The sequence below is a fragment of the Nitrosomonas oligotropha genome (assembly GCF_900106555.1).
GTDB classification, from domain to species: domain Bacteria; phylum Pseudomonadota; class Gammaproteobacteria; order Burkholderiales; family Nitrosomonadaceae; genus Nitrosomonas; species Nitrosomonas oligotropha_A.
Map to the genome: position 1 here is coordinate 22,944 of NZ_FNOE01000009.1, position 12,766 is coordinate 35,709.

At 51.3% G+C, this 12,766-nt stretch carries 13 protein-coding genes; 5 read left to right on the forward strand and 8 right to left on the reverse strand.

Features of this window, described 5'->3' with window-relative positions; genetic code table 11:
• Nucleotides 1-125 precede the first annotated feature (125 nt).
• The 8 genes from BLU57_RS06680 to BLU57_RS06715 all read right to left on the reverse strand — a co-directional run bounded on the left by BLU57_RS06680 (nucleotide 126) and on the right by BLU57_RS06715 (nucleotide 5,677).
• Nucleotides 126-566, reverse strand: coding sequence for a Rap1a/Tai family immunity protein (locus tag BLU57_RS06680; RefSeq protein ID WP_090318177.1), 441 nt, complete (start codon nucleotides 564-566; stop codon nucleotides 126-128).
• A gap of 111 nt (nucleotides 567-677) precedes the next feature.
• Nucleotides 678-932, reverse strand: a complete 255-nt coding sequence (locus BLU57_RS06685) for an acyl carrier protein (protein WP_090318181.1) — start codon at nucleotides 930-932, stop codon at nucleotides 678-680.
• Nucleotides 933-947: 15 nt separating this feature from the next.
• The gene (gene fabF / locus BLU57_RS06690; RefSeq protein ID WP_090318184.1) at nucleotides 948-2,165 is read right to left on the reverse strand and encodes a beta-ketoacyl-ACP synthase II; all 1,218 of its coding nucleotides are present in this window, start codon (nucleotides 2,163-2,165) and stop codon (nucleotides 948-950) included.
• 159 nt (nucleotides 2,166-2,324) lie between these two features.
• On the reverse strand, nucleotides 2,325-3,113 hold the full coding sequence (locus BLU57_RS06695; protein ID WP_090318187.1) for a hypothetical protein: 789 nt from the start codon (nucleotides 3,111-3,113) through the stop codon (nucleotides 2,325-2,327).
• Nucleotides 3,114-3,184: 71 nt separating this feature from the next.
• Nucleotides 3,185-3,505: a hypothetical protein gene (locus BLU57_RS06700; RefSeq protein WP_090318190.1), complete on the reverse strand. Its 321-nt coding sequence runs from the start codon at nucleotides 3,503-3,505 to the stop codon at nucleotides 3,185-3,187.
• Nucleotides 3,506-3,516: 11 nt separating this feature from the next.
• Nucleotides 3,517-4,641: a KAP family P-loop NTPase fold protein gene (locus BLU57_RS06705; RefSeq protein ID WP_090318192.1), complete on the reverse strand. Its 1,125-nt coding sequence runs from the start codon at nucleotides 4,639-4,641 to the stop codon at nucleotides 3,517-3,519.
• 29 nt (nucleotides 4,642-4,670) lie between these two features.
• Nucleotides 4,671-5,264 carry an ATPase gene (locus BLU57_RS06710; protein ID WP_090318195.1) on the reverse strand — a complete coding sequence of 198 codons (594 nt, stop codon included), beginning with the start codon at nucleotides 5,262-5,264 and terminating at the stop codon, nucleotides 4,671-4,673.
• Nucleotides 5,261-5,677, reverse strand: a complete 417-nt coding sequence (locus BLU57_RS06715; RefSeq protein ID WP_090318198.1) for a TA system antitoxin ParD family protein — start codon at nucleotides 5,675-5,677, stop codon at nucleotides 5,261-5,263. The genes BLU57_RS06710 and BLU57_RS06715 overlap by 4 nt, the downstream gene beginning before the upstream one ends.
• A gap of 196 nt (nucleotides 5,678-5,873) precedes the next feature.
• On the opposite strand from BLU57_RS06715, the gene BLU57_RS06720 reads away from it, so the two are divergent.
• From BLU57_RS06720 to BLU57_RS06740, 5 genes are all read left to right on the forward strand, one after another.
• Nucleotides 5,874-7,943 carry a TonB-dependent receptor family protein gene (locus BLU57_RS06720; RefSeq protein ID WP_256206195.1) on the forward strand — a complete coding sequence of 690 codons (2,070 nt, stop codon included), beginning with the start codon at nucleotides 5,874-5,876 and terminating at the stop codon, nucleotides 7,941-7,943.
• Between the two features lie 76 nt (nucleotides 7,944-8,019).
• Nucleotides 8,020-9,132: a PQQ-dependent sugar dehydrogenase gene (locus BLU57_RS06725; RefSeq protein WP_090318200.1), complete on the forward strand. Its 1,113-nt coding sequence runs from the start codon at nucleotides 8,020-8,022 to the stop codon at nucleotides 9,130-9,132.
• Between the two features lie 116 nt (nucleotides 9,133-9,248).
• Complete coding sequence (gene ppk1 / locus BLU57_RS06730; RefSeq protein WP_090318203.1) at nucleotides 9,249-11,333, forward strand: polyphosphate kinase 1; 2,085 nt, start codon at nucleotides 9,249-9,251, stop codon at nucleotides 11,331-11,333.
• A 76-nt stretch (nucleotides 11,334-11,409) separates the two neighbouring features.
• The gene (locus tag BLU57_RS06735) at nucleotides 11,410-11,784 is read left to right on the forward strand and encodes a hypothetical protein (protein WP_090318205.1); all 375 of its coding nucleotides are present in this window, start codon (nucleotides 11,410-11,412) and stop codon (nucleotides 11,782-11,784) included.
• Entirely contained in the window at nucleotides 11,757-12,722 is a 966-nt protein-coding gene (locus tag BLU57_RS06740) for a CapA family protein (protein WP_218131640.1), read from the forward strand. The genes BLU57_RS06735 and BLU57_RS06740 overlap by 28 nt, the downstream gene beginning before the upstream one ends.
• The last annotated feature ends 44 nt before the right edge of the window (nucleotides 12,723-12,766 follow it).

The window sequence follows — 12,766 nt, forward strand, 5'->3', positions numbered from 1 at the left end:
ATGAGCAATCCACCAAATCAAAACCAGTATCAACAAATCATCCCAAACGATCATCACTTTCATTCGGCAGGTGATTGAGGCGGAACGCTTTCAGCTGCCGCCTTACACAGTTTGGACGCTGACCATTACTGGTCTTTACAGTTGTCTAGTGGAAATGCTTCTTCCATTGCCGTCATAACAAGCTCGTAGGAAGGGTGATTTCTAAGTTGCGGATTATTGCGAAGATAGTTAATTACAATATCTGTTGTTTGCTCAACAGTAAGGCCTTTGGAGCTGCTTGTACAGAAGCCAGCACCGACGCGGAGCGCAACTGGCAAAGCTATTTGATCATACTTGACCAGAATTTCTGAGCCATTCGCACCTGCAACTTCTAGGAGCTGTCGAGATGCAGACATTCCTTTTCCAAAGCCCCAAGGATACCCTGCTAGTAAACCTTGGATGTAGCCTACGCAAGATGCTCTAACCACCTGACTTTCTGAACGACAATTCTGATAAATCAAATTACCATCAGCGGCGATAGCATACTGGCAAAACATCATGGCCAAGAAAAATATTAGTTTTTTCATCTCAACTCAAATTGTGTAACGCCCAAGTTAGCCGTCCATATCGAACCGACAGTTAGACTGGTGACTGCTGTTAGGGAAACGCTCAGGTTCTGCCTACAACTTTTGTTAAGACTAACCCTTCCCCTCCGGCGGATGCTCACTAATATAAGTAATAATATCCCCCACCGTACGGAGATTTTTCACTTCATCGCCGTCGAATGTGACGCCGAAGGCATCCTCCGCGTCAAATAGCAGTTGCACGGTGTCCATCGAATCGAGTCCGAGTTCTTCGAATTTGGAGGCGGTGGTGATGGTGGAGGTGTCTATGTTTTCAACTTTTGACGCGATAAATTCGATAACTTTCGCTTCTAGTTCTGCTGTATCCATGTCGGCTGATACCTTTTAAAGAGTTGTAAAAACGATGCTGACGTTGTTGCCGCCGAAGCCGAAGGCGTTACACAGCGCGGTTTGCACTTTTTTCTGCGCCGCCGTATTGGGCGTGTAATTCAGATCGCATTCCAGATCGGCTTCGATGAGGTTGATTGTGGGATGGATGGTGCCGGTTTGCAGCGTCATGATCGCAGCGATGCTGCCGATCGCGGCGGAAGCGCCGATGCTGTGGCCGATCATCGATTTGGTGGCGCTGATCGGGATTTCCAGCGCGCGCTCACCGAACATTTGCTTGATCGCCTTGGTTTCGACAACATCGCCGATGGGCGTAGAAGTGGCGTGGGCGTTGATATAGTCCACTTGACCGGATGTCACACCGGCATCGTCCAGTGCGGCCTGCATCGCAGCGACTTGCCCGTCGATATCCGGCGCGACGATGTGCGTCGCGTCACAAGCGCAACCGTAACCGGCCAGTTGGGCATAAATCTTTGCGCCACGTTTCAGCGCTGCATCTTCCCGTTCCAGCACTAGGATACCCGCGCCTTCGCCCATGACAAAACCGTCGCGGCCCTTGGCGAACGGACGCGAGGCATGCGCGGGATCGTTGTTGAAACCGGTAGATAACGCAAACAAGGCTTCAAAACCGAACATCGTGAGCGGCAACACGCACGCTTCCGCACCGCCCGTAACAACAGCGTCGGCTTTGCCGTTGCGCAACAGATCAAGCGCCATGCCGATGGCATTGGCGCCGGACGAGCATGCCGTGCTGGTCGTCAGGTTGATGCCCTTCAGTCCGTATTTGGTCGCGATCCAGGCGGCGGCTGAGTTCGCCATGATGCGCGGAACGGTAAAAGGCGGCACCGATTTGTTTTGAAATCTGCGCGCGGCGGAAGACTCGAACGTCGAAAATCCCCCCATGCCCGACCCCAAGCTGACGGCCAAGCGCCGCGGCTCATAGCCTTCTAAACCACCTGCGTCTTCCAGCGCTTGTTGTGCCGCGTGTAAAGCGAGTTGGGTAAACCGGTCGGTTTGTTCGATTTGCTTGGTGGATAAAAAGGTGGCGGGATCGAACCCCTGCACTTCCCCGGCAATCCGCGAACGCTGTTTGGCAGCATCAAAGCTTTGAATACTGACAATTCCATTGGTACCGGCTACCGCATTTTTCCAGAATTGGTCAATGCTCGTGCCAATCGGTGACACAATCCCCATTCCGGTAACGACGATACGCATATAAGAAAGCTCGAATAGAGAAAATTAAGGCAGGATACGATAAAAATCAACGCAATTTTTCTGCGCTGAATATACTGAATGCCGGATAGGCTGTCAAACGTGCTATTAGTGCAAAAAAGCCGCAGCTTTCATTCCCGTGGCGCCATCCAATCGGTACCCTTAATACTTGCTGACAGGCGATTCATCCGCCAGCTGCCCGCTCGGCTGCGGACAGTAAATCGCACGGCCCAACACCGTCTTGAAAGCAAACACCGGTCGCCGCTGCCAGGTCAGAAAGAACTTCCGTTTATCATCCCAATATTCCGGCTTAACGCCGGAATCCGGAAACCGCCGCACGATATCCCGGTAAAATGCTTCCCGCTGCCAGTAATTCACATGAATACCGTCCGGCCCAAACCAGTGCGCTTCCTGCTCAACCAGCAGGAATTGCCGGCGCACGGCCATATCCACTAATCCTGCATGCACCGCCCGCACACGGCTAATTGTTTCATCTCTGGAAAGCTTACAAAACGGATAAAAAAGATTCCGAAAAAAGGTATAACGCCGCTCGGACAATCGTTCAACCGATGCCATCGGCAAATTAGTCACGACAATCTGCGCGGATTGCCGCTGCAACTGATCAATACACCGTTCCACCGCGCGCAAAACCTGCTCCGGCGTCAACTCATACACAATATCGTTACCGATATCGGTTAACAACGCATAGGTAGGGCGCGATTCCATTGCACCTAACTGCCGCCACAACCCGCACTCCGCAATCCCCGGCAACCCGCGCCACACCACCTGACTGAAAACACCGTACGCCCGCCCATGCCCCACCGCCGCTAAAATCTCACCCGGTGCGCCAATCCGTTGCTGCATCAAGTGCGTGACCAGACGGAGCGATAACGTCAGGTTGCTGGCGCCGAGCAGGATGAGGCGGTTTTGGGGTAGGCGGTTATCAACCACGCTGATGAACAGAAGAATTCATTATTTTCTTGTAAAGAGAAATGATATAGCCATGATTATTCAACGACCTGTTAATCTAAATTGCATGCAAGTAAAACCCATTTCTCATACAGTCTCATATTGCCTTGATTATTTTTGATACTCATTAACAATCTTGCATTGGCACTTGACCCAGTACTCGCACCCATAGCTGTTGATATCTCATCTGGCTCAGCAAAAGCATATTTGGAATAAAAACTCACAAAATCAATCGCGCGACATAAGCGCTCACCTATCCTGATATTATATAAAGAGCTGAATTTATTATTAATCAATTCTTTCTTTTCATGCGCTTGATTTTTGCTAAATGAAAAGTACTCTTTAAATATCACTGGATCTTTAGCCTCGAGCATAACCAAGAAAATCAGGTAAGCAAAATGTAATTTTTCTCCGAATGAAACAGAAGAAATAATTGCCAGGACTTTTTCGTAACACTGTTTTTGTGTTCGTAAATCAAGTTTAAAGAATGCTGAAAAAAGGAAAATAGCAGAACCAGTTCAGCCTGGTCATTTTTCTCTATCGTAAAAGTATCCTCATTACTTTCGCTATATTCACCTCTGCCAGCACCACAATGGAACCAATAACTTCTTTCATCTCCTGATGCAGAGATACCAATTTGAACAAATCTATTAACTAAATCAGAATCAAACTCTTGAAATAATAACTTAGCGTATTCAATATAATCAGGCAAAGAAAGGGTATAACTTTGGTCAAAGAATCTTCTTAAATAAGTATTTGAATCAAATCCGCTACCGTAAATTGCATTGACAGAATGCTTTAGTTGTTCGGTATCTGTCGCTATCACAAAAACGATTCCTGGTACTCCGAACAAATGTTTTATTCTTTCTAATAATTCGATTGCATACAGTGGGCGGCATCGATCAAGCTCATCAATAAAAATGAATAATGGCTTTTTCAAGTACTCTTGATTGCGAGTCAATTTTTCTATTAGTTCTTCCAAAGACTTTCCAAAACTTTCTATAGCTTTCTCAACAGTTTTATTATTCTGAATCAATTTCTCAGTGACTTTTTCTACAATTTCGGCAGCAACTTTTTCATCCTCTTCATTCAGTTTTTGCAGTTCTTCTATCCCATCTTCGCCAATTACCTTGGAAATAGCCGCCTTTGCTAAAATTGGCGCAATACTTTTTAAATACTTACCAGCTTTTGATAACCTACTATTTAGCTTTGTATTATCTTTATCAGTAACTGATAACAAAGGCGATAGATCTTTTTCAATGCAAGAAATAACAGATAATAAAGGATCATTCGAAAAGTCATTTTCCCATGCATTAAACAGCACGCATGGATGCCCCTTCCTCAAATCCTCGCACCAATGTTCAATGAAAAAGGTTTTGCCGGATCCCCAAGGTGCATTGATATTGATTACGAACGGGCCTTTTTTAGCGATCAGGTATTGCGTGAGAAAATCCGCATATTTCTTGCGTTGCAATACATCGCCACTCCATTCATTAATTTCCTCATGCATCGTTTAGATCTCCATATTCATTACAAATCTTATTTTTCTGCCCCATAATCGGCCAACAATTCCCAACACCAATCGGGCATAACGTTATGCCGGAATACGATCTGTCCATCGCGAATAACCGCCAGCTGCTGAAACGGATTATCCGCGCGGGAATTATCGAGGATATACACTTGATCGCACAGCGGCAGCGTCTTTTTGATCAGCTTGAGCGTCCTGGGTATCCGGCTGATGACTTTATCGGGTGGAACGTTGTGGCCGCCTTCGCTGACGCGCTGCGCGATACGTGCTTGATTGAGCGCTAGGTCGCCCAGGTGAATGAACACCAGAACGATTTCATAACCGAGCGTTTTGGCTTGTGCAACAAAATCGATTTTCGACGGGTGCGAGAATACCGTTTCGAAACAAAAACTGCGGCCTTGCCGCAGCAGTTGCAGGCGCAAGTGTTCCACCAGTTTGGCGGCTTGATAGCTGTGCGCTTCCGGCGCTTGCGGATACAGCAGTTTAGCGATGATATCCGCATTCACAAACGATAAGCCGCTGGGCGCGAGGCGGGTACGGTAGAAAGTGCTTTTGCCCGCGCCATTGCCTCCGGCCAGCAGCCACAGTTGTTTTTTCTTGTTCAAAGCTGCGATGCATCAATCGGGATGAACTCACCGTCCTGAAATTTCCCCGTTTGAATGCGGCCATCGGGGTGAATTTGCTCCAGGTAGCCGGGGTGCGCTAAGGAGACTTGGTATTTGAGCACGCTGCCGCTCACCGTTTGTGGCAAAATACCGCTGGCGCGATCGTCTTCGAGCGATTGAAATATGCCGGTAGGATCGACCGGCTCGCTGCTAACCGGCTCGACAGTAATTTTTGCCAATCCCGCCGAGATCGCCAGCAAGTCGTCGGGGTTCAGCATGTGGTCGACATTGCGCCCCATTTCCGCCCAATATTCGATTTGTTCCGCCGTGCTGCGGTGAAACCGCTCGGCGGTCAACGCGGCGGCTTGCATTAAGTCATCTTGCAGGCGGATCGGAGAAGCTGCTTTTGCCATAATTTTCACTCCATCAATCAGAACGATCACAGATTGTAGCAGATTGCTACATATTTATATCGTTAGCAATTGGTAGAAATTGACCGGCAGCCGCTCGGTAACTACTCTGCAATTTGATACCAGTTATCCGAGTGATACACTTGCGCGCATGTTTGTTATTCCTGCTGCGTTTTTTTGTCCTGGCTGTTTTTCCTGCATGCGAACCGTGATTCATTTTTTAATGATTTTGGCCGGTTGCACTGCAATAACTTTACCTGCTTGGGCGCAGGAATCCAGAACCGCGCCATCCATCATTCTCAACCCGATCAACATCACCGCCACGCGCAGCGAGCGTTCGCCGGAGCAGATTCCGAACAGCGTCACGCAGATCTCGCGCACTCCGCAACATAACTACCAGCCCGGTGCGACATTGGATGAATTCGCGCGCGGCACGCCGGGAGTGTTTTTTCAGAATCAGTTCAACTTCACGCAGGATTTGCGCATTGCGATTCGCGGATTTGGCGCGCGCTCGCCGTTTGGGGTGCGCGGTATTCAGATGCACGTCGATGGCATTCCAGCGACGTTGCCGGACGGGCAGACGCAGTTGGATTCGATCGACCCGTCGCTGATCGAGCGCATGGATATTCTGCGCGGGCCTTCCGCGTCGTTGTATGGTAATGCTTCCGGCGGCATGATCGACATCACCACGCGCGAAGCGCCGCCGGAGAAATTTGTGATCATGCCGCGCCAGGTGTTCGGGCAATACGGTTATCTGAAGTCCGAATTGTTTATGGGCGGACGGCAAGGAAACTTTGGTTACAGTTTGTATGGTTCGCACCTGCAACAGGATGGCTGGCGCGATCATAGCGCGATGCAGAATACGTTTTCGCAGGCTAAGCTGAATTTCCAGACGAGTGCCGATTCCGATTTGATGCTGGTGTTCCGCGAATTTTATTCGCCGCTGTCGAAAGACCCCGGCGCTTTGACCCGTGCGGAAGTGCAGGCCGACCCCCGGCAAGCTTCCGTGCGCAATGTGCAGTACAACGCCGGTGAGGAAATCCGCCAGGAGGAGATGGGCATCCGCTTTCGCCAACGACCATCTGCCGGCAAGGAATTCAGCATGACGGGGCATTGGTTGCAACGGGATTTCCAAAGCCGCCAGCAGTTTTTCGACGGCGGACAGGTGCAGTTTGACCGGCAGGTGGGCGGATTGATGATGCAATTCGTCAACGATCATATTTTGTTCAATCGCCCCAACCGCTTTCTGATCGGTGTCGATTACGGCATCCAGAACGACGACCGGCAACGTTTCAATAACAATTTTGGCGCGCGCGGCGCGTTGAACTTAAGCCAGACCGAGCGCGTGCAAAGCACCGGGCCGTTTTTCCGCAACGAATGGCGCGTGGCGGATAAGCTGGATGTGGTGTTCGGCGGGCGCTGGGATTGGCTGCGCTATGAAGTCAAAGATCAATTCAAAAGCGACGGTAACCAGTCCGGCGCGCGCACCGTATCGCAAGCCAGTGGCACCGCCGGGCTGGTGTATCACGTGACCAGCCAACAGCAGATTTACGCGCATACCGCTTCCGTTTTTGAAGCGCCGACCACCACCGAATTGATCAACAATCCCGCCGGAAAAGGCGGTTTCAATCCGAATCTGAACGCGCAAACGTCGCTCAGCAACGAACTCGGCTTTCGCGGCAACACCGCCGGATTCCAATACGACACCGCGGTGTTTTTTATCCGCACGTGGAACGAAATCACGCCGTTCGAACTGGCGTCGTCGCCCGGCCGGGCTTTCTTCCGCAACGCCGGACAATCGCGCCGCATCGGTGTCGAAACACGTCTGGCGACACCGGAATGGAAAGGTCTGCGCGGCGAAGTCAGTTACACCTTTTCCGATTTTGAATTCGAGAAATATGTTGTGAACGACGTGAATCTGAAAGGCAACATTTTCCCGGGCATTCCCCGTCACCGCTGGGAAGGATTGCTGCGCTACGCACACCCGCTCGGCTTTTTCGGGCAACTACACGTGCACCGCGTCGGCGAGTTTTTTGTCAATGACACCAACAGCGCAACCAATCCGGCGTATACCTTGGGTCAACTGCTGGCAGGATGGGAATTGCGGCGCAACAACCTTGAAAGCTCGATCTTTTTCGGCATCAACAACCTGTTCGATGCGCAATATAACGCCAATACCCGCATCAACGCGGCCTTGGGACGCTACTACGAGCCGGGACCGCCGCTCAATGTGTTCGGCGGCGTGCGAGTGCGCATTGTGGTGTTTTGACCGGCCTGTATTGAGCCGCTCCGGTAGGAATGGTACAGTGGAGCGCGTTAACTCATGCATCGTGACACTATCTACTATGAAACGACCATTCAAAGAAATCCTGATCGTAATCGCTCTCTGTCTTGCTGTTTCACTCAGCGCACAAGCCCAGCGCCTCCAAACCGAATTCGATGTGCACTTGGTGGCCGAAGGATTGCAATTCCCGTGGGGCATGGCGTTCATGCCGGACGGCAATGTGCTGGTCACGGAAAAAGTAGGCCGGTTGCGGATCATCACCCCGGACGGCAAGGTATCGGAACCGGTCAAGGGCGTTCCGGCGGTTTTCTTTCAGCAGCAGGGTGGTTTGCTGGATGTAGCGCTGGATCCGGAGTTTGCCAAAAACCGGCTGATTTACCTGTCGTACGCCGAACCGGAAGGGTCGCGGGCGGGAACGGCGGTCGCCCGGGCTGAATTAAAAGACGGCAGCCTGGAAAACTTGCAGGTGATTTTCCGCCAGGTACCGAAAACGGAAGGACCCGTGCATTTCGGTTCACGTCTGGCATTCGCGCCCGACGGCAATCTGTTCATCACCTTGGGTGATCGCGGGGATTACATGGAGGAAGCGCAGAATCTGAGCAATCACATCGGCAAGATCATCCGCATCCGGCCCGATGGCTCGGTGCCCGCCGACAATCCGTTCGTCAACAATCCGCAAGCCAAGCCGGAAATTTGGTCATATGGCCACCGTAGCGTGCAGGGTGCAGCGATTCATCCGAAAACCGGCGCATTGTGGATCCACGAGCATGGTCCGAAAGGCGGCGATGAAATCAATATTCCGCAAGCCGGAAAAAATTACGGCTGGCCCAAGGCCAACTACGGCGTACACTACAACGGCGCGCCGATAAAGCACGAACACGCCGAGCAAGGCTTTGAAGAACCCATTCACTACTGGGTGCCGTCGATCGCACCGTCCGGCATGGTGTTTTATACCGGCAAACAATTTCCGGGATGGCGTGGCAGCTTGTTCATCGGCGCACTCGCGGGACGGCAAGTCGTGCGTTTGACAACGGACGATAAGAAAATTCTCAGCGAAGAGCGCTTATTGACTAACACGCTGCGTTTCCGCGATGTCGAACAAGGCCCGGATGGCGCATTGTATTTGTTGACGGATGAAGACAACGGCAAATTACTGAAACTGTCACCAAAATGAAACATTCATGCGGTATAAACCGGACTCCGGCAAACCCGCGTATTTTCCACACAAGCACATTGGAACGGCAATAAATTGACAAGAAAAAGTAAAAATCACCTGAACAACTTCCATTGATGGACACTCTCGATCTTAAAAACCCGACGCTGTATATCAACCGCGAGCTGAGCTTGCTCGAATTCAACCGGCGCGTCATCGAGCAAGTCAAGGATGAAAGCCTGCCGTTGCTGGAAAGATTGCGCTTCTTATGTATCGCCAGTACCAATCTGGACGAGTTCTTTGAGATCCGCGTGGCCGGTTTAAAACAGCAGGTCAAATACAGTTCGACACAAACGGGTCCGGATAATCTGTCTCCGGCGGAAGTGCTGGCACGCGTCAGTGAAACGGCGCATCAGTTTGTGCAAGAGCAGTACATCGTGTGGAATGACTTGATCATACCGGCGCTGACCAAGGATAAAATACGCTTGCTGCGCCGTACGCAGTGGAAACCCTTGCTCGGCCGCTGGATACACCGCTATTTCAAAGATGAAGTGCTGCCGGTGTTGAGTCCGATCGGCTTGGATCCCGCGCACCCTTTCCCCAAGGTTCTGAACAAGAACCTGTATTTCATCATATCGCTGGAAGGAAAAGATGCCTTCGGGCGGGATTCCGGGCTGGCCATCGTACAAGCGCCGCGTTCGTTGCCCAGGGTGGTTCCGGTTCCGGCAAAATACAGCGAAGGCAATCACGATTTTGTCATGTTGTCGTCGATCATCCATGCGCACGTGGGCGATCTGTTTCCGGGCATGAGTGTGACCGGTTGCTATCAGTTCAAGGTGACGCGCGATAGCGATCTGTTTATCGACGATGAAGCCATCGACGATCTGCTGCGCGCGCTCGAAGGCGAGCTGCCCTCGCGCCGCTTCAGCGACGCCGTGCGTTTGGAAGTGGCGGATAACTGTCCGGACAATCTCAGCCGTTTTCTGTTACAAAAATTCGGCTTGCAACAAAGCGATCTCTATCAAGTCGCAGGACCTGTCAATCTGGGGCGTTTACTCGCGATCTGCGATCTGGTTGACCGTCCGGAATTGAAATTCGCTGGATTCACACCGGATATACCCAAGCGTTTGCTGAAAAATTCCAGCATTTTTGACGCGCTGCATAACGGCGACATCTTGCTGCACCATCCCTTTCAATCGTTTGCGCCGATCATCGATTTTCTGCGGCAAGCGGCAGCCGATCCCGATGTGCTATCCATCAAACAGACGCTTTATCGTACCGGCATTGATTCAGCCGTCGTCGAAATATTAAAAATTGCAGCACGCGCCGGTAAGGAAGTTACCGTGGTAATCGAGCTGCGAGCACGATTCGATGAAGAAGCCAATATCGAGCTGGCTAGTGAGTTACAGCAGGCCGGGGCGCATGTGGTGTATGGTGTGGTGAATTATAAAACCCACGCCAAAATGATTCTGGTGGTCAGGCGAGAAGGCCGCGCCTTGCGCCGCTACGTGCATTTGGGCACCGGAAACTACCATGCGCGCACGGCGCGGTTGTATACCGACTACGGTCTGCTGACGTGCGACAAGGCAATCGGCGAGGATGTCAACAAGCTGTTTCACCAATTGACCGGTCTGGGCCGCGCGGGCAAGCTGAAAAAACTTTTGCAATCGCCTTTTACGCTGCATAAAGGCATTCTGAATTACATCGACAAGGAAATCAGCGCTGCGGCCGCCGGAAAAAAAGCCTGGATCATCGCCAAAATGAATGCGCTGGTCGATCCGGAAATCATCGCCGCGCTGTACAAGGCATCGCAAGCGGGTGTAAAGATCGACTTGATCATTCGCGGTATCTGTTGCCTGCGCCCCGGTATCAAGGATGTATCGGAGAATATCACCGTGCGTTCGATCGTCGGCCGTTTTCTCGAACATACCCGGGTGTATTATTTTCATAATGGCGGCGGTATCGGCGAAGAACTGGTTTTTTGTTCCAGCGCGGATTGGATGACGCGCAATTTACATTACCGCGTTGAGGTGTGCTTCCCCGTCGAAGAAAAACGCACTAGCGACAATGTCATCGATCAGGGATTATTAAGTTATTTGTCCGATAATACACAGGCTTGGGTACTACAAAGCGACGGCTCGTACAAGCGCCTGAAACCCGGCACATCCAAACCACGCTCGGCGCAACAGCTTCTGCTGGAACATTATTGCGGTCCGGCTTAAGGAAGTGATTTACCACCTCACCTTTCGATGGATTCTCATTGCCGCACTGGCGGCCGTATCGTATTCAATAGGAACAATGCCGGCAGCAGCCGCAGAACCGGAGGTGGGCTCACCAGAACTCTTCTGTCAGATACGCTACGCCAGTGAAACACGCACGCTTCACCAATTTGCCACAACCGATCCCTATTCAGCTGCCACAGCGGATTTTGACAATCGTTTCCGCTTTAGAGCTGTCGTGCTGGGCTCATCCGGCCAGGTCGACCATATCACGCTGACGGTGTATGAATTGGTTAAGGAAGCACCTCCCGTCATCATTCACCAGGTACGTTATCACGCGCCTTTCAACATGCATAATGAAATTCCTGCTTTAACAGGCTGGAACCATGTTTACGCAAACTATCTTGGGCGCGAATTGCGCTATGGATGCGCACTACAATCGGTGCAATCATGATCTGCCGCAAGCTCACCAATATCCTGCTTCTGTGCATATTGAGCTCAATCTTTCCCACTCATGCTGCCGGGCCAGTTGATCCGGACACTCCGAACACTACTGTACGTATTGTCTGGATGGGTGACATCATGCTGGCCGATGGGCCGGGACGTCTGATCGCAAGCGGTGGCAACCCCTTTCAGCCCTTCGCCTCGCGGCTGGCTGACGCCGACATCCGGGTAGCCAATCTGGAATGCGTCATCGCCGAGGGCGGTAAAGCAATCAACAAACCCTGGACCTTCCGTGCTTCCCCAGCTGTACTGCCATTGCTCAGAAGCCATATTGATGCCGTATCACTGGCCAACAACCATGCGGGCGATTACGGCAAGGATGCCTTTTCGGAAATGATCACTCACTTACAACAGGCCAACATACCTTATTTCGGCGGCGGTATGGATTGGCGTGAAGCTCACAAGCCACTGATCATCGAGCGCAAAGGCCTGAAAATAGCCTTGCTGGGCTATGATGAATTCTTCCCGCGCGTATTCGAAGCTGGCGAGAAATTACCTGGGGTAGCGTGGTCAGAAGATGAGCAGGTTGTGTACGATATCCAGCAGGCACGCAAGCAGGCGGATATCGTCATCCCCTTCATGCACTGGGGTCAGGAACACGAGCCAATCGCTAATGATCGCCAGCGCGAACTGGCTCGCCTGATGATCGATGCTGGCGCCGATGCCGTGGTGGGCACACACCCGCATGTCGTGCAAGATACGGAAACCTACCGGGGAAAACCCATCATTTACAGCTTGGGCAACTTCATTTTCGACGGTTTCTCATCCATCGAAAATAATACTGGCTGGGTGCTATGGATGGATGTAACGATTCAGGGCGTAACAAACTGGCGCATTGAACACGCCCATATTGATCAACAAGGCACTCCATATCCGCTAAGCAATTAAATTCCTCAACAACTGGGAAAACCGGAAAGATCATCACAAAAACC

What these genes read in the sequence shown, in the direction of transcription:
- BLU57_RS06680 (WP_090318177.1), bottom strand. Translation starts at nt 566, where the DNA reads ATGAAAAAACTAATATTTTTCTTGGCCATGATGTTTTGCCAGTATGCT.
- BLU57_RS06685 (WP_090318181.1), bottom strand. Translation starts at nt 932, where the DNA reads ATGGATACAGCAGAACTAGAAGCGAAAGTTATCGAATTTATCGCGTCA.
- fabF (WP_090318184.1), bottom strand. Translation starts at nt 2,165, where the DNA reads ATGCGTATCGTCGTTACCGGAATGGGGATTGTGTCACCGATTGGCACG.
- BLU57_RS06700 (WP_090318190.1), bottom strand. Translation starts at nt 3,505, where the DNA reads ATGCTCGAGGCTAAAGATCCAGTGATATTTAAAGAGTACTTTTCATTT.
- BLU57_RS06705 (WP_090318192.1), bottom strand. Translation starts at nt 4,641, where the DNA reads ATGCATGAGGAAATTAATGAATGGAGTGGCGATGTATTGCAACGCAAG.
- BLU57_RS06715 (WP_090318198.1), bottom strand. Translation starts at nt 5,677, where the DNA reads ATGGCAAAAGCAGCTTCTCCGATCCGCCTGCAAGATGACTTAATGCAA.
- BLU57_RS06720 (WP_256206195.1), top strand. Translation starts at nt 5,874, where the DNA reads ATGCGAACCGTGATTCATTTTTTAATGATTTTGGCCGGTTGCACTGCA.
- BLU57_RS06725 (WP_090318200.1), top strand. Translation starts at nt 8,020, where the DNA reads ATGAAACGACCATTCAAAGAAATCCTGATCGTAATCGCTCTCTGTCTT.
- ppk1 (WP_090318203.1), top strand. Translation starts at nt 9,249, where the DNA reads ATGGACACTCTCGATCTTAAAAACCCGACGCTGTATATCAACCGCGAG.
- BLU57_RS06735 (WP_090318205.1), top strand. Translation starts at nt 11,410, where the DNA reads ATGCCGGCAGCAGCCGCAGAACCGGAGGTGGGCTCACCAGAACTCTTC.
- BLU57_RS06740 (WP_218131640.1), top strand. Translation starts at nt 11,757, where the DNA reads ATGCGCACTACAATCGGTGCAATCATGATCTGCCGCAAGCTCACCAAT.